The organism is Orrella sp. JC864 (genome assembly GCF_037026685.1).
Lineage (GTDB): Bacteria > Pseudomonadota > Gammaproteobacteria > Burkholderiales > Burkholderiaceae_B > Orrella.
In genome coordinates this window covers 51,447-74,550 of record NZ_JBANET010000014.1, presented here as the reverse complement: position 1 = coordinate 74,550, position 23,104 = coordinate 51,447, and the positions used below count along the sequence as shown (strand labels likewise).

The following is a 23,104-nucleotide window of genomic DNA, read 5'->3' as shown; positions in this document are numbered from 1 at the left end:
CCTTGCTCAATCCAAGGGAATATTTGCTTATGCTGCGCTGGCTCAAGGGCGCCGGTGCGGGGCGGGCCGAAATCGACCGCATGCGCGCCCGCATCACCGATGCACTATGGGAGCAGGTGCTGTCCACCTACCCTTTCCTGGCCCGCCTGGACGACGGCGAGCGCGCCGAGCTGCGCGCGCGCTGCGCCTGGCTGCTGGCCAGCAAGCACATCAATGGGGCGCGGGGACTGCAGCTCAACGATGCCATGGTGCTGGCCATCGCCGCACAGGCCTGCCTGCCCATCCTGAAGCTGGATCCGGCGCTGTACTCGGGCTGGAACGAGATCATCGTCTACCCGGGCGGCTTCCTGATCCCGCGCAGCGAGCAGGACGAGGCGGGCGTGGTGCACGAGTACGTGCAGGAAGCCGCCGGCGAGGCCTGGGACGGCGGGCCGGTGGTGCTGGCCTGGGACGAACCCGATACCGCGGGGCAGGAAGGCGGCGCGCCGGGGCTGCACGCCTTCAATGTGGTCATCCACGAATTCGCCCACAAGCTGGACCTGCGCACGGGCGTGGCCGACGGCATGCCAGCCCTGCAAGGGCGGCCGGGCCTGTCGCCCCGGCAATGGCGGGCCGTGCTGGAGCAAAGCCTGGATGCCTTCACCCAGGCGCTGGAGGAGATCGAGGCGCAGATCCCGCCCGATGTCGATCCCGAGGGGCCCGAGGCCGACCCCTGGTACGGCCAGCTGCCGCTGGACCCCTATGCCGCCACGGACGAAGCCGAGTTCTTCGCGGTCAGTTCCGAAAGCTTCTTCGTGGACCCGGCGCCGCTGGCCCGGGCCCTGCCGCGCTGGTACGCGATGCTGGCCGCCTATTACGGCCAGGATCCGCTGGGCGCTCAGCCGACGGCGGCGGTCACCACGATCTCGACCTTGTAGTCGGGATTGGCCAGGCGCGCCTCGACGGTGGCGCGCGGCGGCGCGTTGCCATCGGCCACCCAGGCATCCCAGGCCTTGTTCATGCCGTCGAATTCCTTCATGTTGGCCACGAAGATCTGCGCCATCAGGATGCGGCTCTTGTCGGTACCGGCCTCGGCCAGCAGCCGGTCGATGGTGGCCAGCACCTGCGCCGTCTGGCCGGTGATGTCCAGGCTGGCGTCATCGGGCACCTGTCCGGCCAGATACGCCACGCCGTTGTAGACCGCCATGTCCGACAGGCGCTTTTCGACATTGAAACGCTGGATGCTGCTCATGCAAAACTCCCTTGCAATCGTGTGTGGAGAAATTTCATTCCAACTGAAAGACCTGCCGCAGATAGGCCAGGTAGGCCGGATCGTCGCACATGGTCTTTTCCGGCGCGTCGGACACCTTGGCCACCGGCTGCCCGTTGCAGCGGACCATCTTCATCACGATCTGCAGCGGCTCGTGCCCCAGGTCGTTGGTCAGGTTGGTGCCGATGCCGAAGGAGACCTTGCAGCGGCCGGCGAAACGGCGCGTCAGCTCCATGGCCAGCGGGAAGGTCAGCGCATCCGAGAACACCAGCAGCTTGTTGCGCGGATCGGTGCGGTTGGCGTGGTAATGCGCCAGCATGCGCTCGCCCCAGACGAAAGGATCGCCCGAATCATGCCGGGCCCCGTCAAAGAGCTTGCAGAAATACATGTCGAAGTCGCGCAGGAAGGCGTCCAGGCCATAGACGTCCGACAGGGCGATGCCCAGGTCGCCGCGGTACTCCTTGGCCCAGGTTTCCAGGGCGAATACCTGCGAATCGCGCAAGCGCGGCCCCAGCGCCTGGCAGGCCTGCAGGTATTCGTGGCCCATGGTGCCCAGGGGGGTGACCCCGTTTTCCTTGGCCAGCAGCACGTTGCTGGTGCCGGCGAACAGCTTGCCCATGTGGGTTTTCAGCTCGCGCACCACCTCTTCGTGCCAGGCGCGCGAAAAACGCCGGCGCGTACCGTATTCGGCCACCCGGAACTCGTCCATGTCGGGCGCGTCCAGCACCTGGCGCATCTTGTTGCGCAGGCGCTTGCGCCCCTCTTCCCAATCGGGAAACTGCCGGGTGTTGCGGAAATAGACCTCGTTGACGATGGCCAGCACCGGTATCTCGAACAGGATGGTGTGCAGCCACGGCCCCTTGACGGTGATCGAGATCTCGCCCGGCGCCTCGCCCTTGCCCACGAAAATGCACTTGTGGGGCAGGTGGAACAGGCCCAGGAAGTCGATGAAGTCGCTCTTGATGAAACGCAGGCTGCCCAGGTATTGCAGCTCGTCCTCGGTAAAGCGCAGGCGGCACAGCGCCTGGATCTCCTCGCGGATCTCGTCCAGGTAGGGTTCGAGATTGACCCCCGGCGTGCGGCATTTGTAGCGGTATTCGACCTGGGCAGCAGGAAAATGATGCAGCACCACCTGCATCATGCTGAATTTGTACAGGTCGGTATCGAGCAGCGACTTTATTATCATGATCGAGAGGGAGATTTTCGCAACCATAGCACAGCGCCCTGGCGCCGGGGCGCGCCGCGCCCCACGCCCGCCTGCTCTCTATTACAGCAAGCCGGCCGCGCGCCGGCCAAGCGCCGGCGCCCGTGCGCGCCTATGCTTGCCGCAGGGTTATCCGGGCCTGCCTACCCGCATTCGGTAAAATAGGCGGTTGCTGACCAAAAATCTCCTCGCGCCTGGAGCGCCCAGAGCATGACCCACGTTGTCACCGAAAACTGTATCAAGTGCAAATACACCGACTGCGTCGACGTGTGTCCGGTGGATTGTTTTCGCGAAGGCCCGAACTTCCTGGTGATCGACCCGGACGAGTGCATAGACTGCGCGGTCTGCATCCCCGAGTGCCCCGCCAACGCCATCTATGCCGAGGAAGACGTCCCGCAGGACCAGATGCAGTTCATCGCCCTGAACGCCGAGCTGTCGGCCGAGTTCGCCAGCATCAGCCGCTCCAAGAAGCCGCTGCCCGACGCCGACGAATGGAACGGCAAGGAAGGCAAGCTGGCGCACCTAGAGCGCTAAGGCGCCGGCCCCGAGCCGATGGCAGAAACCCAGTACACCCGCCAGACCGTCCTCGCCCGCACCGAATGGGTGCCGGGCAAGCTGTTCTCCTTGCGCGTGACCCGGCCCGAGGGCTTCGAATTCGTGGCCGGCCAGTTCGCCCGCCTGGGCCTGCCGCAGGCCGGCCCAGGCGAAAACGGCGCCCCGGCCAGCCCGGCGGACCCTGCGCAGCAGCCCGCGCCCACCGTGTGGCGCGCCTATTCCATGGTCTCGGGCGCGCGCGAGCCCTGGCTGGAGTTCTATTCGGTGGTGGTGCCCGAAGGACAGTTCAGCCCGCTGCTGGCCCGCCTGCAGGAGGGCGACGGGCTGTACGTGGACAGGACGGCCTTCGGGTTCCTCACGCTGGAGCGCTTTGCCGACGGCCAGGACCTGTGGCTGATCGCCTCGGGCACCGGCCTGTCGGCCTATCTGTCCATGTTCCGCGACGGCGAGCCCCTGCGCCGCTTCCAGCGCGTGGTGCTGGTGCACGGCGTACGCAGCGCGCAGGAACTGGCCTACCGCGACCAGATCCTGGCCTGGCAGCGCGAGGCCGGCACGCTGGACGGCCAGCAGCGCCTGGTGTACCTGCCCATCGCCTCGCGCGAGACGCTGCCCGGCGCGCCGCAGTCCCGGATCACCCCGCTGCTGGCCGACGGCCGGCTCGAAGCCGCGGCCGGCCTTGCGCTGGACCCGGCCCGCTCGCGCATCATGCTTTGCGGCAACCCCGGCTTGCTGGCCGATGCCCGCGCCCTGCTCAAGACCCGCGGCTTCGCCCCGGGTCGGCGCGGCGTCCCTGGCAACCTGGCGGTCGAGAACTACTGGTAGCTGCGCACGGGCCGTGCCCGCCGCCGCTGCCTGCCTTCCCATGCAAGACATCCCGGTCCGGATCGAACAGATCGACGCCCTGCTGCCCCAGACCCAATGCACGCAGTGCGGCTACGACGGCTGCCGCCCCTATGCCGAGGCGATCGCCGGCCAGGGCGCGGCGATCAACCGATGTCCGCCCGGCGGCCAGCAGGGCGTGGCCGCCCTGGCCGCCCTGCTGGACCGTCCGGAAATCCCGCTCGATCCCGCATGCGGCGCGCCCGGCCCCTTGCGCGTGGCGGTCATCGACGAGAAGCACTGCATCGGCTGCACGCTTTGCATCCAGGCCTGTCCGGTGGACGCCATCGTGGGCGCGAACAAGCGCATGCATACCGTGCTGGCCGACTGGTGCACCGGCTGCGATCTGTGCGTGCCGGTCTGTCCGGTCGATTGCATCGAGATGCGCGCCGCGCAGCGCGCCTGGACGCCGCAGGACGCGGCGGCCGCGCGCCAGCGGCATGGGCGCCGCAATGCGCGCCGGGCCCAGGAGCAGGCCCAGGAAGCCCGCCGTCTGGCCCAGGGTGCGGCCGAGCCCGCGCCCGCCGCCCGGCAGCACGCCCCGGAAGATCCCGAGGCGCGCAAGCGCCAGGCCGTGGCCCAGGCGCTGGCCCGCGCCCGCGCCCGCCGCCAGTCCACCCCCCAAAACTAGGTTCCGGCCCTCTTGCGCATGAACGCCGCCAAACGTCGCGAAATCTTCGCCCGCCTGCAGGCCGCCAACCCGGCGCCCACCACCGAGCTGGAATACGAGACGCCGTTCCAGCTGCTGATCGCGGTGCTGCTCTCGGCGCAAGCCACCGACAAATCGGTGAACCTGGCCACGCGCAAGTTCTTTCCCGAACATGGCACGCCCGAGAAAATGCTGGCCCTGGGCGAAGAAGGGCTGGCCCAGTACATCCGCACCATCGGCCTGTACCGGACCAAGGCGAAGAATGCCATCGCCACCTGCAGGCTGCTGCTCGAGCGCCACGGCGGCCAGGTGCCGCGCGACCGCGAAGCGCTGCAAGCCCTGCCCGGGGTAGGCCGCAAAACCGCCAACGTGGTGCTGAACACCGCCTTTGGCGAGCCCACCATCGCCGTGGACACCCACATCTTCCGGGTCAGCAACCGCACCGGCATCGCGCCGGGCAAGAACGTGCTGGAAGTCGAGCACAAGCTGGAGAAGGTGGTGCCGCGCGAATATGCGCAGGACGCCCACCACTGGCTCATCCTGCACGGGCGCTATGTCTGCGTGGCGCGCAAGCCGCGCTGTCCGAGCTGCGGCATCTCGGACCTGTGCGAATACAAGGCCAAGACGCCGGCCTGAAGCCGGCCCGCCGCCCGCCTCGCCCGGGCGGCCCAGCCCCGGGGCGGGCCTATGATAAACCCGCATGGAACAAACCCGCATGGCAATTTCCCGGTGGGCTGCGCATACTCGCGGGCACATCGTTCGAAAACGGGGCCGCCCATGCAGGGACGCCCTCGCGATCGCCGCCCCACAAGGGCGGTTTCCAACCCGGATGCATGGCCTATGGATGACGTCATTCTGGAAACGAAGGGCCTGACCAAGGAATTCCGCGGCTTCGTCGCGGTCAACAAGGTCGACCTGCGGGTCAGGCGCGGCCAGATCCATGCGCTGATCGGCCCCAACGGCGCGGGCAAGACCACCTGCTTCAACCTGCTTACCCGTTTTCTGCCGGCCAGCTCGGGCACCATCGTCTACAAGGGCCAGGACATCACCCGCGAGCGGCCGGCCCAGATCGCCCGGCGCGGCATCGTCCGCTCGTTCCAGATCTCGGCGGTATTCCCGCACCTGACCGTGCTCGAGAACGTGCGCATCGGCCTGCAGCGCGCCACCGGCACCTCCTATCACTTCTGGCGCAGCGAACGCAGCCTGCGTAACCTCGATCCGCACGCCCTGGCGCTGCTCGAACAGGTGGGACTGCAGGATTTCGCCGGCGAGACGACCGCGAACCTGCCCTACGGACGCAAGCGCGCCCTGGAGATCGCCACCACGCTGGCCATGGAGCCCGAGCTCATGCTGCTGGACGAGCCCACGCAGGGCATGGGCCACGAAGACGTCGAGCGCGTCACGCAACTGATCAAGCAGGTCGGAGCCGGCCGCACCATCCTGATGGTCGAGCACAACATGGGGGTGGTTTCCTCGATCGCCGACACCATCACCGTCCTGGCGCGCGGCGCCGTGCTGGCCGAGGGGCCCTACGCCAGCGTCTCGCGCGACCCTGCGGTCATGCAGGCCTACATGGGCACCACCGAGGGCCAGCTGCAAGGAGCGCATGCATGAGCGACGTCCGTCCGGAAAGCCCCCGTGCGCCAGCCCTGGAGATCAGCGGCCTGCACGCCTGGTATGGCGAATCGCACATCCTGCACGGCGTGGACCTGTCGGTGGCGCCCGGCGAGGTCGTCACGCTGCTGGGCCGCAACGGCGCCGGCCGCACCACCACGCTGCGCGCCATCCTTGGCCTGACCGGCGCGCGCAAGGGCTCGATCCGCATCCACGGCACCGAAGCCATCGACCTGCCCACCTACAAGATCGCCCACCTGGGCGTGGGCTACTGTCCCGAAGAACGCGGCATATTCGCCAGCCTGTCGTGCGAGGAAAACCTGCTGCTGCCCCCGCCCATCGCGGGCGTGCCCGGCGGGGCCATGTCGCTGACCGAAATCTACGAGATGTTTCCCAACCTGCTCGAGCGACGCCATTCGCAAGGCACCCGGCTCTCGGGCGGCGAGCAGCAGATGTTGGCGGTGGCGCGCATCCTGCGCACCGGCGCCAACCTGCTGCTGCTGGACGAGATATCCGAAGGCCTGGCGCCGGTGATCGTGCAGGCGCTGGCGCGCATGATCACCACGCTCAAGCAAAAGGGCTACACCATCGTCATGGTCGAGCAGAACTTCCGCTTTGCCGCGCCCCTGGCCGACCGCTTCTACGTGATGGAACACGGACAGGTGGTCGAACGGTTCACGGCCCGGGAGCTGCCCGCCAAGCAGGATACGCTGCACGAGCTGCTGGGCGTCTGAATCCGCGAAACGACAAACGTTGCACACCCATATCATCCGGCAAACCGCCGGTTACGAGGCAAGGAGACACACCTCATGAAGCTGCGTATTCTGGCTGCCGCCCTCACCCTGGGCGGCCTGGGCGCGACGGCGGTGCCCGCGCTGGCCCAAGGCATATCCGATGACGTGATCCGCATCGGCTTCATCTCGGACATGTCCGGGGTGTATTCGGACATCGACGGCCCGGCCGGGGTGGAGGCCATCCGCATGGCCATCGCCGACGCGGGCGGGCAGATCGACGGCAAGAAGATCGAGCTGCTGTTCGCCGACCACCAGAACAAGGCCGACATCGCTTCGGCGCGCGCGCGCGAATGGTTCGACCAGCAGAAGCTGGACGTGCTGGTGGGCGGCACCAATTCGGCCACCAGCCTGGCCATGGCCGCCGTGGCCGCCGAGAAGAAAAAGCCATTCATCGCCATCGGCGCGGGCGCCTCGGACCTGACCAATGCGCAATGCACGCCCTACACCGTGCACTATGCCTACGATACCGTGGCGCTGGCCCGCGGCACGGGCTCGGCGGTGGTCAAGGACGGCGGCCAGAGCTGGTTCTTCCTGACCGCCGACTATGCCTTCGGCCACGCGCTCGAGCGCGACACCAGCAACGTGGTCAAGGCCGCGGGCGGCAAGGTGGTGGGCGGCGTGCGCGCACCCCTGGGCGCCTCGGACTTCTCCTCCTTCCTGCTGCAGGCGCAATCGTCCAAGGCGCAGATCCTGGGATTGGCCAACGCAGGCGGCGACACCATCAACGCGATCAAGGCCGCCAACGAATTCGGCGTGACCTCGACCATGAAGATGGCGGGCCTGCTGGTGTTCATCAACGACATCCACTCGCTGGGCCTGCAGGCGACCCAGAACATGTACCTGACCGACGGCTGGTACTGGGACCTGAACGACGCCTCGCGCCAATGGGCCAAGAAGTTCGAGGACAAGATCGGGCGCAAGCCTTCCATGCTGCAGGCCGGCAACTACTCCTCGGTGTCCTTCTACCTGAAGGCCGTCAAGGAAACCGGCACCGACGATGCCGACACCGTGCTCAAGTGGATCAAATCCAACAAGATCGACGACTTCTTCGCCCAGGGCGGCTACGTGCGCGAAGACGGGCGCATGGTGCACGACATGTACCTGATGCAGGTCAAGACGCCGGAAGAATCCAAGGGGCCGTGGGACTACTACAAGGTCGTGGCCACGCTGCCCGGCGACGAGGTCTACACCAAGCTGTCGGAATCCACCTGCAAACTGGTCAAGCAGTAGCGAGACGGGGCGATGATCGAGCTATTCGGCATTCCCTTGCAGGCCCTGCTGGGGCAGCTGCTGCTGGGCCTGGTCAACGGGTCCTTCTACGCCATCTTGTCGCTGGGCCTGGCGGTCATCTTCGGGCTGCTGAACGTCATCAACTTCGCCCACGGCGCCCTGTACATGCTGGGCGCCTTCCTGGCCTGGATGGGCATGGCCTATTTCGGCCTGAACTACTGGGTGATGCTGCTGCTGGCTCCGGTGCTGGTCGGACTGTTCGGCATCGCCATCGAGCGGCTGCTGCTGCGCCACCTGTACAAGCTCGACCACCTGTACGGCCTGCTGCTGACCTTCGGCATCACCCTGCTGCTCGAAGGCCTGATGCGCAGCTTCTACGGCGTCTCGGGCCAGCCCTACGCCACGCCCGAACTGCTGCGCGGCGCGACCAACCTGGGCTTCATGATCCTGCCCAACTATCGGGCCTGGGTGGTGGTGGCCTCGCTGGTGGTCTGCCTGGCGACCTGGTTCGTGATCGAGCGCACGCGCCTGGGCGCGCTTTTGCGCGCCGGCACCGAGAATCCCAGGCTGGTGGAGGCCTTCGGCGTGAACGTGCCGCTGATGGTCACCCTGACCTACGGCTTCGGCGTGGCGCTGGCCGGCTTTGCCGGCGTGCTGGCCGCGCCGGTGCTGCAGATCTCGCCGCTGATGGGCAGCAATCTCATCATCGTGGTGTTCGCCGTGGTGGTGATCGGCGGCATGGGTTCGATCCTGGGCGCCATCGTCACGGGCCTGGGGCTGGGCATCATCGAGGGCCTGACCAAGGTCTTCTGGCCCGAGGCCTCCAGCACCGTGGTCTTCATCATCATGGCCATCGTCCTGCTGCTGCGTCCGGCCGGGCTGTTCGGGAAGGAAAAATGAATCTACGCGTGCTCGCCTTCTTCGCGCTGGTCCTGGTGGTGGCCGCGCTGCCCTTTCTGGGGGTCTACCCGATCTTCGTGATGAAGATCATGTGCTATGCCCTGTTCGCCTGCGCCTTCAACCTGCTGCTGGGCTTTACCGGCCTGCTGTCCTTCGGCCATGCGGCCTTCCTGGGCAGCGCGGCCTACGCCACCGGCCATGCGCTGAAGGTCTGGGGCCTGCCTACCGAGCTGGGCATCGTCTTCGGCGTGGCGGTGGCCGCCCTGTTGGGGCTGGTCTTCGGCCTGCTGGCCATCCGCCGCAGCGGCATCTACTTCGCCATGATCACGCTGGCGCTGGCGCAGATGGTGTTCTTCTTCTTCCTGCAGGCGCCCTTTACCGGCGGCGAGGACGGGCTGCAGGGCGTGCCGCGCGGAACCCTGCTGGGCATCGTCGACCTGGCCTCGGACCTGAACCTGTACTACTTCGTGCTGGGCATCTTCCTGCTGGGCTACCTGCTGATCTGGCGCACGGTGCACTCGCCCTTCGGCCAGGTGCTCAAGGCCATCCGCGAGAACGAGCCGCGCACCTTGTCGCTGGGCTACGACGTGGACCGCTTCAAGCTGCTGGCCTTCGTCATCTCGGCCGCGCTGGCGGGCCTGGCCGGCTCGGCCAAGACCCTGGTGTTCGTATCGGCCACGCTGTCGGACGCCACCTGGCAGATGTCGGGCCTGGTCATCCTGATGACGCTGATCGGCGGCCTGGGCACGCTGACGGGCCCCATCCTGGGCGCCTTCATCGTGGTGCTGCTCGAGAACAAGGTCGGCGACATGGGCGCGGCGCTGGCCCGCTGGACCGACGTGCAATGGTTCATGCGCCTGGGCGAATCGGTCACCATCGTCATCGGCCTGATCTTCGTGATCTGCGTGCTGGCCTTCCGGCGCGGCATCGTCGGCGAGATCGGCCACTGGATGCAGCGCCGCCGCCAGCAGGCCTGACATTGTTCCAGTGATCTGAAGAATCCTTTAGATCATTTGATTTGCGTAGACGATCCTGCGCCGCTTAAGCTGGATCGGACGGGCCAAGCGCCCATCCGATCCCGCATCCAAGCCATCAGGAGATCCCGTGAACGTCAAACGCATCGCCGGCGCGCTGGGCGCCGAAATCACCGGACTGGACCTGCGCGCGCCCCTGGACGAAGCCGCCGCGCGCGCCTTGCGCGAAGCCTTTCTGCAGCACAAGGTGATCTTCCTGCCCGGCCAGGCCTTGTCCCCGGCCCAGTTCCTGGATTTCGCCCGGACCCTGGGCACACCCATCGAATATCCCTTCGTCAAGGGCATAGAAGGCTTTCCCGAGATCATCGAGGTCAAGAAGCTGGAACACGAGAAAGTGAATTTTGGCGGCGTCTGGCACTCGGACACCACCTATCTCGATATCCCGCCCATGGCCACGCTGCTGCTGTCCAAGGAAGTCCCGCCCTATGGCGGCGACACCTTGTTCGCCAACCAGGTGCTGGCCTACGAATCGCTGTCCGACACCATGAAGCGGCTGCTCGAAGGGCTGCAAGGCATCTCCAGCTCGGCCAAGGCGGACGTGTCGAAGACGCGCGAGGACCGCATGCGCACCGACGGCAACGATGCGGCGCCCAAGTCCTATGAAGCGCGCCATCCCATCGTGCGCACGCATCCGGAAACCGGCCAGAAGGCCCTGTACGTGAACGTGGCCCACACCGTGGGCATCGAAGGCCTGACCGAGGCCGAAAGCGCGTCGCTGCTGGCCTTCCTGTTCGCGCACCAGGTCAAGCCCGAGTTCACCTGCCGCTGGTCCTGGCAGCCCGACTGCATCGCCGTGTGGGACAACCGATGCGTGCAGCACAACCCGGTCAACGACTATCACGGCTTCAGGCGCGTGATGCAGCGCATTACGCTGGCTGGGACGCGGCCGGCCTAAACGGCCTGGCGCTTCCATTCACGCCAACGCTGGTCCAGCAATTCGCGCACTTGCGCATATTTTTCCGGCGTATCGGGCTCGTGGTAGATGGTGGGCAGGTCGTCATCGGACAAGTCCACGTAGTCGTCCAGGTAGTGCTTTTCGTAGTAATACTGGGCAAACGCATTGCCCTGCTCGGACAGGTCGTCGGGAAAATCGCCCCCCACATGCCAATCCACGTCGTCGTATCGGGTGCTATTGCTTCTAGCCATGACCGCTACACCTCGCTTCGGATTGCCGTACATCTGGTCCGCGACGGGGTCGGACTACTCGTCCATCCTCGCGGTCTTGGAATTACGGTTCAGCAGACCGAGTCCCGCTCCAGGTCATAGATATCGGGCTCGTGCTCCAGCAGCGCGTCCTCCAGGGCTTCGTGCCCCTGGCGCTCCACCAGGGCAAGCTCGGCCTCGGAAATCGGCACGGCCTGCAGCCAGTTGACCAGCACGCCGTCCTGCTCGAAACGGGGAAACTCGCCCCCGTGCCACGAATAGGGCACGCACAGGTACAGATGGGGCACGGTCGTGTCGGGGTAGTATTCGGCCACGCAGCCCGGCAGCACGCTGCCCGGGATCGCCGCCTGCCCGCCGCGCAGCAGCGTGAACGCAGCGGTAGCCAGCACATTGCCCCATAGGTCCAGGTCGTCGGGCATCTCGGCGCACAACTCGATTCGTGTCTGCATGGCCTGGCCGTCGTCGTGGCGCAGTTCGGCCTCGAACAGGCCCAGGGTGCTGTACGAGACCAAGCCATCGTCGGGGCTGTCGTCGACTTCGAGCAGGTCGATGGACAAGGTCTGGATTTCGTCGTGATGATAGGCCTGCACGAGGGGCTTGCCGCCGAACACCGACAGGGCATGGCGGGCGATCGCCTTGTGCAGCGGCGAGGGGGCTTTCGATTCAGGGGCCAAAGTAGTCATCCGTTTTCAGTTCGCCTTGGTGGCTGCGATTGGAACGAGGCAGCTCGGGGCGATAGTGGCTGGGGTCATTGTATTCATCCAGGAACTGCTTGCGATCGATGCCGCGCCGCTTGGCGCTGTCGACATGCTTGCGGTGCTCGTAGCCGGGCTTGTGGCCCATGTCCCACGGCTCGTCCTTGTTCATCCTCTTCTGGGTGACAGGGTCGCGCACCACGCCGTCCTTGCTCTTCTTGGCTTCGGCGTCCCAGACCTTGTCGCGCACGCCCTTGCGAAACTTGCCGCGGCGATAGCGCGGATCGTCCTTGCCCTTGCCTTTCCCTTTGCCGCCTCCCTTTCCGCCGCCGCCCTTGCCGGAAGCACCTTTACCAGAGGCGCCGGACTTGGCCGACGAGGCCTTGGGGCCGGCGGTCTTGGCCGAGCGTGCGGTCTTGGCCGCGCCTGCGCCCTTGGATGCCGCGCCCCGTCCGGCGCTGCCGCCCGCGCCGCCGCCTCTGACCGCCCTTGCCGCAGCACCGCCGCCTCCGCCGCCGCCAAGCAGCACCACCTTGATCTGACTGGGCACGATGCGCATGCCCACCGTGTTGCAGCGGTTCTGCACCGTCATGCTAGTCAGCCGGGTGGCGGGAATGCACTTGAACAACACGTTGGGCACGCAGGTGATGTGGCGCGACGGTCCCATGACCGAGGGCGAAATCAGGCCCAGTGCCAAACCCGGATTGTCGCCATTGGTCATGACGATCGTAGTCAGCAGGTTATGCGCCGGCATGCCCATCAGCAGGATGTTCCATGCGTTGGGGATGCCCATGGGCCCGAGCGCGAAGTTCGGATAGGGAATGGGCAGCAAGGCCGGCGGGGTCTTGCAGATATCCGGAAAGGCCAAATCCAGGCCCATCAGCTGGCAGTTGGCAAACATGGGATTGCTTGGCTCCTTGTGAGTGCGTCCGGGCGCCGGGATTCAGCGCCGCGCGCCCGAGGCGGCGGGCCGGGCGGCAGACCAGAGTTCGGCCTCGAACAGCGCCGCGTCCTTCTCGAGTACGCCGCTGCGGCTGTCCCAGCGCACGCCTTCGACCAGTGCGCGATGCATCTGCGTGCGGTCGAAACCGGCTTGACGGAAATCCGCGCCGCTCAGGTCGGCGTACGAAAAATCGGCATACTGCAAATGCGTCCCGGCAAAAGAGGCCCGGGCGCAGCGGGTGCGATGCAAGACAGCCTGATAAAGCTGCGCGCCCTCGAGCACGGCATCGTCCAGGCAGGCGTCGGCCCACAGGCTTTGTGGCGCGTGGATCCCCCTCGCATCGGCACGGCTCAAATCGGCCTGCACCCACATGGTGCGCGCGGCCTGCGCGCCGGCCAGCTTTGCGCCGGCCAGCCTGGCTTGGCGAAAGCTCGATTGCGTCAACTCGGCCTGCCGCAGGTCGCTGTGTTCGAGATTGCAGCCATTGAGCTGGCAGCGCACCAGCCGCTGACCGGCCAGCATCTGGCCCGACAGGTCGCTTTCCACGCAAACCACGCCTTCCCAATCGGCGGTCCGGATGGGAGCGCCGGACAGGTCGGCACGAAAGTACAGCACGCCCTTCTGGCGCGAACCCTCCAGGCGCAGGCCACCCGTCTCGCACTCCGAGAACGAGCAATCCGTCAGCACTGCCTGGCTCAGGTCCGCCGACTGCAGCGCGCAACGCATGAAATGCCATTGCTCGAGGTGGGCGCCGCGCAAGTCCATGCCTGGGGCGACCGATTCGTTCCAGGCCACGCGCGCCGCGCGCACGCCGCGCCAGGTGGATTGGTCGGCCTCGCAATCGTGAAAGATGCAATCGTCGAGCTGCACGGTCTCCCATGTCGAAGCCTGCAGGCGGCATTGGCTGAACCGGCTGTCCCTGAGGTCCAAGCCTGCCAGCCGCATACCCCGCAGGTCGCAGCGAAAGAAATTGGCGCCAGCATAGTCGCCCGGCGGCAATTCGAGCCCGCGCAAATCCAGCCCCTGCAGGGGCTGGCCGGCCTTGATGCGCGCCCGCAGCTCCTGGCCGTTGGATGGCGGGGCGCTTTGCCAGATACCCCCGGTGAAATCCATGTTCATGGGTGGGTGCCTGCCGCGGCACGCGGCAGCGTCTTGGCCAAGGTCACGTAGGCGCCCTCCGTGCGCGTACTGTGGTCCAGTACGCCTTGCGAGATATCGGCCCGGAACAGATTGGCGCCGCCCAGGTCGGCATGGCGAAAATCGCTCTTTTGCATCAGCGCGTCGATCAGGTCGGCATCGCGCAGGTCGGCCTCTTGCAAGTCGGACTGCATCAACAAGGAATCGCGCGCGCAGGCCGACCTCAGGCAGGCCTGGCGCAGGCTCGCGCCCGACAGATCGCAGTTCAGCAGCCTTGCTCCCGAAAAGTCGGCGCGGTCCAGCACGACCTCTCGCAAGGAACATTCGCGCAGCGTCGCCGCATCGAAGCGGGCCTCGGACAGATCGGACTGCACCACGCAGCAATTGAGCAGGCTGGCTTGCGTAAAGGCCGGCGGGCCGTCGAACTCGCACTGCACCCAGGCACACCCGCTCATCTGCGCCTGGCTGAAATCCGCCTCGCCCAGCACCGCCTCCAGCCAGACTGTGCGCTCGAAAACCGCCTGGGCATGCCGGGTCCGGACCAGCACCGCTCCCTTCCAGAAAGTCACCGCCTGCAAGCGGGCTTCGGAGAAATCGCAATCGAGAAATACCACGCCAGCCGCCGCGCAATCGCTCATCCTCGCGCCGCGCAGGTCGCAGGCCTGGAACCGGGCTTCGTCGAGCAAGGTATTGGAGAACTGCGCCCCGGCCAGACGGCTGCCGTAAAAATCGGCTTGCCCCAGGTTCGTGCCCGCCAGCACGGCATCGCCCAGGTCGGTTTCGTGCAGCCTCGCACGCGCCAGCACGGCGCCGCTCAGGTCGGCACCGGCCAGGCGCGCGCCGCTCAGGTCGGCGCCTTCCATGAATGCGCCGCGGCAGCGTGCGCCGGACAGGTCCAGGCCACTCAAGTCCACCCCAGTCAGATCCAGCCCGGCAAGGTCGGCGCTGCCGCGCATCAGGGCCTGGACGCGCCTGCGCATGCGCAGGCTGCGGCCGGCGGCGGCAGGTTCGGCGGCCTGTTGCAGGTGCGCTGCGCGGCGATACATGCCCTCCAATCCGGCGCGGGCCTGCTCCAACTGGGCTTGCAGCGCCTGCGCGGGCATTGCCTGCGGATCGTGGCGCCCGGCTTCGTGCGCCATTTGCGCCATGGCATTCCAGGCACCGAAACGGGGCGGGCCGCCCGCCGCGACCGGCTCGGCGCCTACGTCGGCGTCGAAGGCCTGGGCCATTTGCCGGTGCGCCTCCCGCCGCCGGCGCAAGGCATCGGCCTTGGCCTGCCGCTGAGCGCGGCGCGAGCGGCGCAGGTAGTCCGGCAGATCCTCCAGGCGCGCCGGTGCCTGCGGGGCGGCCGGTTCCTGCGCCAGCAGGGCTTCGGGATCCTGGCCCAGCGCCACGGCGCGCTGCCGCATTTCCTGCCGGAAGTCTTGCGCACGCCGGCGCTGGTTGAGCACTTGCGGGCTGGTGCCGGCCGGATCGGCATCCAGGCGCTCTTCGGGCAGGCAGGCGCTGGGCAGCAGGTCGCTTTCGAGCAGGGCATACAAGGCGCCATCGTCGCGCGCCAGACGGCGCGTCAATGTCTGCTCGTAGTGCGCCAGGCTGCGCGGCGCATCGGCTAATTCCAAAGCCGGCATGATCGCGGCCAGTTCCGCCGCGTCCTCGCTGAGCAACGGAAAAACGCCCTGATAGATCATGAGCAGGCGCTCGCAATCCGGAAAAAACCAGGCAGTCGTCGCGCGCAGTTCGGTCTCCTGCAGCGTTGCCGAGCCATGCGGCAGCACGAAACAGCGCGCCCGCCAGTCCGGCAACTCGCCTTGCAGCACCGCCCGTTCGGGATGCATGTTGTCGATGCGCCACGGTGCCTGCCCGGGCAACTGCGACAAGCCGACAAACCATTGGTCGGGGGGCGCGCAATTGAAAAAGTGGGGGTCCAGCGTGTCGGGCAGCCCCGGAAAGCCCTGTTCAAGCCAGCCCGGGTCGTAATCGCCAGTCAGCTTGAACCGGCGCGGCCTGATGGGCGAGACGGCGCCCAGGCTGGCCGGCCGGCAAGCCGAGCCGGGACGCTGCATGCGGTCGTCGAAATATTCCACCTGCGGAGCCGGCCAGGATCCGTCCGCCGCCTTGGCCATGCCGATGCCCACAGGGTTCTCTTCGAACTGAGGGCCGCCGTAGGCGTGGCGCCAATTCACTGGCACGCCTTGTACCGGCTCGGGCTCCGACAGCCGGCCATCTCGCCAGGCCCGCGCGCCGCTGACCAGCAAGTGCTTTTGCAGGCCGGCGACCTGCACCTGCACCGCGCAGCGCCCGGGATCGGTCGTGGCGTGCGCATAAGCCTTGCCCGACACCAGGAATTCGGCGCAAGGCTTGGGCAGCCCCAGGTCCAGGCTTTCGTCCTCGTCCAGCACCTGGCCCGCCAGTTTCCACAGTTCGGCTTCGGGCAGCAGCTGCGTGCCGTCCAGCCGTCCGTAGGCCAGCACCGACACGCCCAGGTGATGGCGGCCGCGGTACTGGTACGGCCGGCTCAGCAGGCCCAGTCTCAAAGGCTTGATGATTCTCACCGCGCGCGCCCTATCATTGCACCATCACAGGAGAGCGGCTGCGGTCTATCGAGACGAAGTCCGGATCGTCCGGGTCATGCATCAGGTCGATGTGCTGGCCCGTGGAGAACCTGGGCAACAGGGAGTCCTCGACCAGCACGTCCAGCTCGACCATGCGTTCGGTCCCGTCCTCCAAGGGCATGATGGCCGTAATCGCCAGGCGCGTCTGGCGTATGCGCTCGGTTTCGCGCAAGCCTCGATGCCGGACCGATGCGATCCGCCCCTGTACGTGGCGCGCCTGGCCCGCCTCCTGCATCGCCCTGCCCCGGCGCTCCTCCGGGTCGGGAAGATAGGAGCCAACGGCCATTGCCGTGCCGAACAGCGTGACGCCCCAGATCAGCACGTGCACCCAGATGGACGAATCCGTCTCTTTTTCCATCAGGTAGCTCATGCAGGCGGCAAACGCCAGGCCGGCGGCGATGCCTCCCCACAGAATGGCCCGTTCCGTACCGGTCAGCAGCGTGCCGCGCATGATTTGCTTGGGCGTTTTTTCCGGCCGCGGGGGCCGGGTTTCAGCGTTCGAACGGGCTTGCCGATCCATCGGGAAGACTCATCTCCAGGATTGAAGCGTTGAAGCGGGACGAAGCTCGCTCATGTGAAAAGGTTCATGACCTTGTTGGTCACGGTGATCGCGCCGTTGCGGATTTCCGCAGCCGCGGTGGTGGCCATCTTGGTTACCGTGCTGCTGACCTCCAGCCCGCTGCTGCTGTTCTTGGCCGCGGCGAAATCCAGCTTGAGCGCGGCGGCCTGCATGTTGACCGCGTAGAACTGCTCGCGCAAACCCCAGAAATCCAGGGACATGCCGACGGCTTGCTTGCGGTCGGGCGTGAACTTGATATAGCTGGTCAGCCAATGCTGCGTCTCGCCGGTGTTGACCACTTTCCAGGCCGGCGTGGTCACGGTCATGCCGGTCTCGGCGAAGATGTCGAACTGCCCGCTGACGGTTTGCGAGATCGTGCCGGTCTGCGTGCTGACGGTATTGCCAGTGATGGTCAGGTCGATATCGCCGGTGATGGTGTCGGTCACGTTGCCAGTGATGGTGCGTGTTACATCGCCGGTGGTTTCCTGGGTGAGATTTCCGGTGATGCTCTCGTCCACGTTGCCGGTCGTCGTATCGATGACGTCCCCGGTAATGGTGCGGTTCACCTCTCCCGTAGTGGCCTGCGTCAGGTTCCCGGTGATGGTCTCGTCCACGTCGCCGGTGATGGTCTCGATGATGTTGCCGGTGAACGTGCGCGTCTCGTTGCCCTGCACCGTCTCGTTGACGTCGCCCGTGACGGTGCGGTCCGCGCCGGCCAGGAAGGTCTCGGTTTCCTGGGCGTGTACGGTGGTCGTGCGCGTGCCCATCACCGTGAGCGTGTCGGCGCCGCCGATGACCGTGTTGCGGTTGCCGTCCACCGTGTGCATCTCGTTGGCTTCGACCTCGGTGGTCAGGTCGCGCTCGGCATGCAGCACGATCAGTTCCTGTCCGGCCTTGTCCTCGAACATCAGCGCGTTGGCGGTGCCGGGCGTGCCATCCTTGCTGCGGCTGAGGAACCCGCTTTGCGTGGCGTTGCCCGGCAGGTCCCAGGGCGGCATGTTGCTGCCGTTGTAGACGCGGCCGATGATGATCGGCCGGTCGGGCTGGCCGCCGATGAAATCGACGATGACCTCATCGCCCACGCGCGGCAGCTGGATGCCGCCAAAGCCGCCGCCGGCCCAGGGACTGGATACCCGCACCCAGCATGAGCTGCTTTCGTTCTTCTGGCCGTAGCGGTCCCAATGGAATTGCACCTTCACGCGGCCATAGCTGTCGGTCCAGAGCTGCTCGCCGGGCTTGCCCACCACGGTGGCGGTCTGCGGGCCGTGGGTGCGGGGGATGGGCGTGAGGCGCGGCGCGCGGTACGGCGTGCTGGATGGCAGCACCGAAAAACCCAGTTCGAACAGGCTCTGGAGCGCATCGCCGGTGGCGTAGCCGTTTTCCTGCAGGTTGTACGACACCCGGTGCACCAGGTATTCGCGATTCTCGCCCTGGCGCGGATGGTTGCGCAGGGTGAACAGGTAGCCGGGCGCCAGGGCCTTGACGTTGCTCATGCCCTCGACGGTGGACTGGCGCGCCTGCAAGGCCTCGAGCCGGATACGGGAATACTGCTCGCCCTGGTCCGGCTCGGTATAGCCGCCCATCCACTCGTAGACTTCCAGGTCGCCGTGTTCGTAGCCGCCCGGGTTGCTGCGCAAGGCCTCCAGGCTGGCCGCCGGCTTCTTGAAATCGTAGTCCACCGTGGCAAAACGGCCCGGCGTGATCTGCTCGGCGGGCTCCCATGACGAGACGTACTCCTGGCCGGGCTGGGCCACCCGGTCCGGCCCGTAGTAGGTCAGCATCGGGTTGTGCGGCAAGGTCTCGTGGCGGGTGACGCTATCGCTCAGGATCAGGGTGTGCTTGCCTTCCTCGTGGCGGAACCAGTAGTAGATGCCCTCGTGCTCCATCAGCCTGCTGACGAAGTTGAAGTCGCTTTCCTGGTACTGCACGCAGTATTCCCAGTTGCGGTAGCTGGCCGTGAGCTGCGACTCGACCGCGAAGCCGTATTCGCCCAGCACCTCCTGGATCACCTCGGGCACCGGCTTGTTCTGGAAGATCTTGCTGTCGGTGGTCTGGGTCAGGTACCAGAGCCAGGGCCGCACGGTGGCCCGGTAGATGTAGTGGCGCGCCGTCGGCCCGGCGCGTCCGACCAGCGTGCAGCGCGTGACCTGTCCGTTCAGGTAGCGCTTGCCGATGGGATCCAGCGCGATGGCCAGCGTCAGGGGCTTGCCCAGCATCTGGCGCAGGTCCAGCGCATAGGACTCGGCCTGCATCTCCACTTCGAACTCGAACAGGCTCGAAAGCGCCTCGGTGCCGCTCATGGCGCGGAATTCCAGCATGCCGTCGGGCAAGGCGGTGTGGACGGTGAAGATACGATTCATGCCTGTGCTTCCCCTAGCCCATGTGGATCTGGTCGGCATCGACCTTGACCAGGTCCTTGCCGGTGACCAGGGTCTGGCGCGCATGCAGGCGGGCGCTGCGCTCGGCCTGCATGTCCAGCATGCCGGCGCGCACCTGCTCGTGCTCCTCGGCCAGGCGGAAGATCTGGCGGGCCACTTGCGTGATCCTGTCCATGACGGTTTCGCAGGCCTGCCCCACCACCCGCACCGTTGCCGCGCTGGCCCGCACGGCCATGCCCAGGTAATCGAGCTCGCGCACGGTGACGCGGGCGTGGCCGGCCTGCACCGCCAGTTCGCCGCCTTGCAGCGACAGGCTGGCGCCCGCCTGCACGGCGGCATCCTGGCCCGCCTGCAGGCGCAGGCTGCCCGGGGCCGCGATCACCACGTCGCCGGCCAGCGCCAGCGTGCCTGCCGGCACCGCCTGCTCCAGCACGGCGATGAGATAGCACGGGCCTGCGGCCGGACCGCTGACCAGCACGGTATCGCCGACCGCCGGCGCCAGCAGGCAGCTGGCCGCGCGGCGGGCTTGCCAGGTGCCGGCCTCGCCCTCGACGGCATACCAGCCGTCGGCGCAGGCCTGCACCACCTTGCCGGCCGCATGCACGGCCTCGGATTGCAGCGCGGCCAGCGCGCTCAAGGGGGCTCCCATCGCTTGTCATCCTTGACGTATTCCGGGGCACGGGCACCGGACGGTTTTTCCGCGGCTTCGCACACCGCGCGAAAAAGCGCAGCGAACGGACCGAACGTCAATGTAAAAAACGGGTCAGGACCGCTTGATGACAAGAATATTCATTTACCGGGTTTTACCTTTGGCAATAGAACGGGGCCGGCGCGCAGCCAGCCCCTTGCCCGTGCCCTGCCCCGGCGGCCCGGCGTGCTAGTGCCCGCCCTTGCCCAGCCCCAGATAGCTTTCGATCACGCGGGGATTGACAGCCAGCTCGGCGGCCGGCCCTTCGAGCACCACTTCGCCGGTCTCGAGCACGTAGCCGTAGTCGGCCACCTGCAAGGCCGCCCGCGCGTTCTGCTCCACCAGCAGGATGGATACGCCGGTGGCGCGCAGCCGCGCGATGATGTGGAAGATCTCGCGCACGATGCGCGGCGCCAGCCCCAGGCTGGGCTCATCGAGCATCAGCACGTCGGGCTTGGCCATCAGGGCGCGGCCCACGGCCAGCATCTGGCGTTCGCCGCCCGAGAGCGTGCCGGCCTGCTGGCGGGCGCGCTCGCGCAGCCGCGGGAAGATGTCGTAGACCTCATCGAGCGTGTCGCGCCAGCCGCGCTCGCGCGCGCGGTAGCGCCGAAAGCCGCCCAGCAGCAGGTTGTCCTGCACGCTCATGCTGCCGAACAGCTCGCGCCGCTCGGGCACCAGGGACATGCCGGCGGCCACGCGCCGCTCGACCGGCCAGCCGCCCACATCCTGCCCGGCATAGGCCACGCGCCCGGCGGCATTGCCGCTGGTGGGCAGCGAGCCCATGATGGCGTTGAGCAGCGTGGATTTGCCCGCGCCGTTGGCGCCGATCACCGTGACGATCGTGCCGCGCGGCACCCGCAGCGTCGCGCCCGTCAGGGCGTGGACCTTGCCGTAGCGGGCCGACAGTTCGTCAGTGGACAGGACGATGTCCGAAACGGCGCTTGCCTGCGAAACCGCGCTCATGCCCCTTGCTCCTGCGCCGCCGCCTGGGGCGCCGGCACTTCGTTGATATCGTCGTCGATGCCGCCCAGGTAGGCCTCCAGCACCGCCGGATTGGCCTGCACCTCGGCCGGCACGCCCTCGGCCAGCTTGGTGCCGAAATCCATGACCACAAGATGGTTGGTCAGGCGCATCACGAAATCCATGTCGTGCTCGACCAGCAGTATGCTCATGCCCTCGGCGCGCAGCTGCTCCAGGACCTGGGCCAGTTCCTGCTTTTCCTTGTAGCGCAGGCCGGCGGCCGGCTCGTCCAGCAGCAGCAGCACGGGATCGCTGGCCAGGGCGCGGGCGATCTCCAGGATGCGCTGCTGGCCCAGCGCCAGGTTGCCGGCCTGCTCGTACAGGTAGTCGCCCAGGCCGACGCGTTGCAGCTGGCGCGCCGCCTCGTGCAGCAGGCGCGCCTCCCCGGCCCGCTCGGCGTGCAGGGCCCCGCGCACCACGCCAGCCGAGGCGCGCAGGTGCGCGCCCAGCGCCACGTTCTCCAGCACCGTCATGCCCGGCAGCAGCTGCACGTGCTGGAAGGTGCGGCCCACGCCGCGCCGCGCGATCTCGCGCGCCGCCAGGCCGGATATGTCCTGGCCCATGAAGCGCACGCTGCCGCGCGTGGCCGGCAGCACGCCGGTGATCAGGTTGAAGGTGGTGCTCTTGCCCGCGCCGTTCGGGCCGATCAGGCCGACGATCTCGCCGGCGCGCACCTGGAAGCTGATGTCGTTCACGGCAACCAGGCCGCCGAACTCCTTGCGCACGCTCTCGACCTGCAGGACCAGCTCGCCGACCTGCGGCCGCTGGCGCTGCGGCAGCGCCGGCGCCTCGGGCGGGGCGGCGCGTCCGCGCGCACCCGCGCCGCCGGCCACGCGCTGCCAGGCGCCCTGCAGGATGGGCCACAGCCCCTCGCGGGCGTACTGCAGCACGATCACCAGCAGCACGCCGAAGACGATCAGCTCGAAATTGGCGCTGGTATCGAACAGGCGCGGCACGATGTTCTGGATCTGGTCCTTGAGCACCAGGATCAGGCCAGAGCCCAGGACCGCGCCCCAGACGCTGGAGGCCCCTCCCACCACCGCCATGAAAAGGTACTCGATGCCGTAGTTCAGGCCGAAGGGGCTGGGGCTGACGGCGCGCTGCATGTGGGCGTACAGCCAGCCCGACAGGCTGGCAAGCAGCGCCGCATACACGAAGATCACCACCTTGTAGGCAGCGGTATTGATGCCGAACGACTCGGCCATGCCCGCGCCGCTCTTGAGCGCGCGGATGGCCCGCCCCGGCCGGGAATACAGCAGGTTGTGCGTGGCCCACAGCGACAGCAGCACCAGCAGCCAGATCAGGTAGTAGATGTGCCGCCCGCTGGCCAGCGAAAAGCCCAGCACCTCGATGGGCGCGATGCCGGCGATGCCGTCGTGCTTGCCCAGCGCATCCATGTTGCCGAACAGGTAGTACAGGGACAGGCACCACGCGATGGTGCCCAGCGGCAGGTAATGGCCCGACAACCGTAGCGTGACGGCCCCCAGGACGAAAGCCAGCAGGGCCGTGGCCGCCAGGCCGGCCAGCAGCCCCAGCCAGGGCGTATAGCCGTGGTGGGCGGTCAGCCAGGCGGTGGCATAGGCGCCGATGCCCACGAAGGCCGCCTGGCCGAAAGAGGTCAGGCCACCCACGCCGGTCAGCAGCACCAGGCCCAGCACGACCAGGCTGGCCAGGCCGATGTAGTTCAATTGCGTGATCCAGAACTCCGGCGTGGCCGGCAGCAGCGGCAGCGCAGCCAGCAAGAGCACGAACAGGACGAGGACAATACGGTTTTTCATGAGGCCGCGGTCATTCATG

The 23,104-nt window shown here is 67.1% G+C and carries 23 protein-coding genes; 11 read left to right on the top strand and 12 right to left on the bottom strand.

Annotated elements, in window-relative coordinates; all coding sequences use genetic code 11:
- The first annotated feature begins 29 nt into the window (after positions 1 to 29).
- Positions 30 to 917 (top strand): zinc-dependent peptidase, encoded by an 888-nt coding sequence (locus V8Z80_RS13825; protein WP_155194953.1) that lies wholly within the window; start codon positions 30 to 32, stop codon positions 915 to 917.
- On the opposite strand, the gene V8Z80_RS13820 is transcribed toward V8Z80_RS13825, so the two are convergent.
- Together V8Z80_RS13820 and pncB are read right to left on the bottom strand one after the other, a co-directional pair.
- Positions 878 to 1,231 carry a RidA family protein gene (locus tag V8Z80_RS13820; protein WP_336062380.1) on the bottom strand — a complete coding sequence of 118 codons (354 nt, stop codon included), beginning with the start codon at positions 1,229 to 1,231 and terminating at the stop codon, positions 878 to 880. The two genes, V8Z80_RS13825 and V8Z80_RS13820, sit on opposite strands and share 40 nt — an antisense overlap.
- A gap of 34 nt (positions 1,232 to 1,265) precedes the next feature.
- Positions 1,266 to 2,435 carry a nicotinate phosphoribosyltransferase gene (gene pncB, locus V8Z80_RS13815; protein ID WP_155194980.1) on the bottom strand — a complete coding sequence of 390 codons (1,170 nt, stop codon included), beginning with the start codon at positions 2,433 to 2,435 and terminating at the stop codon, positions 1,266 to 1,268.
- A gap of 228 nt (positions 2,436 to 2,663) precedes the next feature.
- Here pncB and fdxA point away from each other — a divergent pair, with 228 nt between their 5' ends.
- The 10 genes from fdxA (at position 2,664) to V8Z80_RS13765 (ending at position 11,003) form a co-directional block, all read left to right on the top strand.
- Complete coding sequence (gene fdxA / locus V8Z80_RS13810) at positions 2,664 to 2,987, top strand: ferredoxin FdxA (protein ID WP_155194951.1); 324 nt, start codon at positions 2,664 to 2,666, stop codon at positions 2,985 to 2,987.
- Positions 2,988 to 3,005: 18 nt separating this feature from the next.
- A complete protein-coding gene (locus V8Z80_RS13805; protein WP_336062379.1) occupies positions 3,006 to 3,830 on the top strand; it encodes a ferredoxin--NADP reductase in 825 nt (274 codons plus the stop codon).
- 40 nt (positions 3,831 to 3,870) lie between these two features.
- Positions 3,871 to 4,518: an electron transport complex subunit RsxB gene (gene rsxB, locus V8Z80_RS13800; protein WP_336062378.1), complete on the top strand. Its 648-nt coding sequence runs from the start codon at positions 3,871 to 3,873 to the stop codon at positions 4,516 to 4,518.
- 18 nt (positions 4,519 to 4,536) lie between these two features.
- Positions 4,537 to 5,172: an endonuclease III gene (gene nth / locus V8Z80_RS13795; protein WP_155194948.1), complete on the top strand. Its 636-nt coding sequence runs from the start codon at positions 4,537 to 4,539 to the stop codon at positions 5,170 to 5,172.
- Positions 5,173 to 5,376: 204 nt separating this feature from the next.
- Positions 5,377 to 6,150: an ABC transporter ATP-binding protein gene (locus V8Z80_RS13790; protein WP_155194946.1), complete on the top strand. Its 774-nt coding sequence runs from the start codon at positions 5,377 to 5,379 to the stop codon at positions 6,148 to 6,150.
- Entirely contained in the window at positions 6,147 to 6,884 is a 738-nt protein-coding gene (locus tag V8Z80_RS13785) for an ABC transporter ATP-binding protein (protein WP_155194944.1), read from the top strand. The genes V8Z80_RS13790 and V8Z80_RS13785 overlap by 4 nt, the downstream gene beginning before the upstream one ends.
- Before the next feature lie 75 nt (positions 6,885 to 6,959).
- Complete coding sequence (locus V8Z80_RS13780; RefSeq protein ID WP_336062377.1) at positions 6,960 to 8,174, top strand: ABC transporter substrate-binding protein; 1,215 nt, start codon at positions 6,960 to 6,962, stop codon at positions 8,172 to 8,174.
- A 12-nt stretch (positions 8,175 to 8,186) separates the two neighbouring features.
- A complete protein-coding gene (locus V8Z80_RS13775) occupies positions 8,187 to 9,074 on the top strand; it encodes a branched-chain amino acid ABC transporter permease (protein ID WP_155194940.1) in 888 nt (295 codons plus the stop codon).
- Complete coding sequence (locus tag V8Z80_RS13770; protein ID WP_155194939.1) at positions 9,071 to 10,051, top strand: branched-chain amino acid ABC transporter permease; 981 nt, start codon at positions 9,071 to 9,073, stop codon at positions 10,049 to 10,051. The genes V8Z80_RS13775 and V8Z80_RS13770 overlap by 4 nt, the downstream gene beginning before the upstream one ends.
- A 127-nt stretch (positions 10,052 to 10,178) precedes the next feature.
- Positions 10,179 to 11,003 carry a TauD/TfdA dioxygenase family protein gene (locus tag V8Z80_RS13765; protein ID WP_336062376.1) on the top strand — a complete coding sequence of 275 codons (825 nt, stop codon included), beginning with the start codon at positions 10,179 to 10,181 and terminating at the stop codon, positions 11,001 to 11,003.
- On the opposite strand, the gene V8Z80_RS13760 is transcribed toward V8Z80_RS13765, so the two are convergent.
- From V8Z80_RS13760 to V8Z80_RS13715, 10 genes are all read right to left on the bottom strand, one after another.
- Positions 11,000 to 11,254, bottom strand: coding sequence for a DUF7832 domain-containing protein (locus V8Z80_RS13760; RefSeq protein ID WP_336062375.1), 255 nt, complete (start codon positions 11,252 to 11,254; stop codon positions 11,000 to 11,002). The two genes, V8Z80_RS13765 and V8Z80_RS13760, sit on opposite strands and share 4 nt — an antisense overlap.
- A gap of 89 nt (positions 11,255 to 11,343) precedes the next feature.
- On the bottom strand, positions 11,344 to 11,955 hold the full coding sequence (locus V8Z80_RS13755; RefSeq protein ID WP_155194934.1) for a suppressor of fused domain protein: 612 nt from the start codon (positions 11,953 to 11,955) through the stop codon (positions 11,344 to 11,346).
- Complete coding sequence (locus V8Z80_RS13750; protein WP_155194932.1) at positions 11,936 to 12,868, bottom strand: PAAR-like domain-containing protein; 933 nt, start codon at positions 12,866 to 12,868, stop codon at positions 11,936 to 11,938. The genes V8Z80_RS13755 and V8Z80_RS13750 overlap by 20 nt, the downstream gene beginning before the upstream one ends.
- A gap of 42 nt (positions 12,869 to 12,910) precedes the next feature.
- A complete protein-coding gene (locus tag V8Z80_RS13745; RefSeq protein ID WP_336062374.1) occupies positions 12,911 to 14,029 on the bottom strand; it encodes a pentapeptide repeat-containing protein in 1,119 nt (372 codons plus the stop codon).
- Positions 14,026 to 16,602 (bottom strand): DUF2169 family type VI secretion system accessory protein, encoded by a 2,577-nt coding sequence (locus V8Z80_RS13740; protein WP_336062373.1) that lies wholly within the window; start codon positions 16,600 to 16,602, stop codon positions 14,026 to 14,028. Before V8Z80_RS13740 ends, V8Z80_RS13745 begins: the two co-directional genes overlap by 4 nt.
- Positions 16,603 to 16,615: 13 nt before the next feature.
- Complete coding sequence (locus V8Z80_RS13735; protein WP_336062372.1) at positions 16,616 to 17,113, bottom strand: hypothetical protein; 498 nt, start codon at positions 17,111 to 17,113, stop codon at positions 16,616 to 16,618.
- Positions 17,114 to 17,232: 119 nt separating this feature from the next.
- Entirely contained in the window at positions 17,233 to 19,581 is a 2,349-nt protein-coding gene (locus V8Z80_RS13730) for a type VI secretion system Vgr family protein (RefSeq protein WP_336062371.1), read from the bottom strand.
- A gap of 13 nt (positions 19,582 to 19,594) precedes the next feature.
- Positions 19,595 to 20,248 (bottom strand): DUF3540 domain-containing protein, encoded by a 654-nt coding sequence (locus V8Z80_RS13725; protein WP_155194924.1) that lies wholly within the window; start codon positions 20,246 to 20,248, stop codon positions 19,595 to 19,597.
- 228 nt (positions 20,249 to 20,476) lie between these two features.
- Positions 20,477 to 21,250 (bottom strand): ABC transporter ATP-binding protein, encoded by a 774-nt coding sequence (locus V8Z80_RS13720; RefSeq protein WP_336062370.1) that lies wholly within the window; start codon positions 21,248 to 21,250, stop codon positions 20,477 to 20,479.
- Positions 21,247 to 23,103 (bottom strand): branched-chain amino acid ABC transporter ATP-binding protein/permease, encoded by a 1,857-nt coding sequence (locus V8Z80_RS13715; protein WP_336062369.1) that lies wholly within the window; start codon positions 23,101 to 23,103, stop codon positions 21,247 to 21,249. The genes V8Z80_RS13720 and V8Z80_RS13715 overlap by 4 nt, the downstream gene beginning before the upstream one ends.
- Position 23,104: the final 1 nt, after the last annotated feature.

Coding starts and splice junctions, on each gene's coding strand:
- V8Z80_RS13825 (WP_155194953.1), top strand. CDS start 30: ATGCTGCGCTGGCTCAAGGGCGCCGGTGCGGGGCGGGCCGAAATCGAC.
- V8Z80_RS13820 (WP_336062380.1), bottom strand. CDS start 1,231: ATGAGCAGCATCCAGCGTTTCAATGTCGAAAAGCGCCTGTCGGACATG.
- pncB (WP_155194980.1), bottom strand. CDS start 2,435: ATGATAATAAAGTCGCTGCTCGATACCGACCTGTACAAATTCAGCATG.
- fdxA (WP_155194951.1), top strand. CDS start 2,664: ATGACCCACGTTGTCACCGAAAACTGTATCAAGTGCAAATACACCGAC.
- V8Z80_RS13805 (WP_336062379.1), top strand. CDS start 3,006: ATGGCAGAAACCCAGTACACCCGCCAGACCGTCCTCGCCCGCACCGAA.
- rsxB (WP_336062378.1), top strand. CDS start 3,871: ATGCAAGACATCCCGGTCCGGATCGAACAGATCGACGCCCTGCTGCCC.
- nth (WP_155194948.1), top strand. CDS start 4,537: ATGAACGCCGCCAAACGTCGCGAAATCTTCGCCCGCCTGCAGGCCGCC.
- V8Z80_RS13790 (WP_155194946.1), top strand. CDS start 5,377: ATGGATGACGTCATTCTGGAAACGAAGGGCCTGACCAAGGAATTCCGC.
- V8Z80_RS13785 (WP_155194944.1), top strand. CDS start 6,147: ATGAGCGACGTCCGTCCGGAAAGCCCCCGTGCGCCAGCCCTGGAGATC.
- V8Z80_RS13780 (WP_336062377.1), top strand. CDS start 6,960: ATGAAGCTGCGTATTCTGGCTGCCGCCCTCACCCTGGGCGGCCTGGGC.
- V8Z80_RS13775 (WP_155194940.1), top strand. CDS start 8,187: ATGATCGAGCTATTCGGCATTCCCTTGCAGGCCCTGCTGGGGCAGCTG.
- V8Z80_RS13770 (WP_155194939.1), top strand. CDS start 9,071: ATGAATCTACGCGTGCTCGCCTTCTTCGCGCTGGTCCTGGTGGTGGCC.
- V8Z80_RS13760 (WP_336062375.1), bottom strand. CDS start 11,254: ATGGCTAGAAGCAATAGCACCCGATACGACGACGTGGATTGGCATGTG.
- V8Z80_RS13755 (WP_155194934.1), bottom strand. CDS start 11,955: ATGACTACTTTGGCCCCTGAATCGAAAGCCCCCTCGCCGCTGCACAAG.
- V8Z80_RS13750 (WP_155194932.1), bottom strand. CDS start 12,868: ATGTTTGCCAACTGCCAGCTGATGGGCCTGGATTTGGCCTTTCCGGAT.
- V8Z80_RS13745 (WP_336062374.1), bottom strand. CDS start 14,029: ATGAACATGGATTTCACCGGGGGTATCTGGCAAAGCGCCCCGCCATCC.
- V8Z80_RS13735 (WP_336062372.1), bottom strand. CDS start 17,113: ATGCGCGGCACGCTGCTGACCGGTACGGAACGGGCCATTCTGTGGGGA.
- V8Z80_RS13730 (WP_336062371.1), bottom strand. CDS start 19,581: ATGAATCGTATCTTCACCGTCCACACCGCCTTGCCCGACGGCATGCTG.
- V8Z80_RS13725 (WP_155194924.1), bottom strand. CDS start 20,248: ATGGGAGCCCCCTTGAGCGCGCTGGCCGCGCTGCAATCCGAGGCCGTG.
- V8Z80_RS13720 (WP_336062370.1), bottom strand. CDS start 21,250: ATGAGCGCGGTTTCGCAGGCAAGCGCCGTTTCGGACATCGTCCTGTCC.
- V8Z80_RS13715 (WP_336062369.1), bottom strand. CDS start 23,103: ATGAATGACCGCGGCCTCATGAAAAACCGTATTGTCCTCGTCCTGTTC.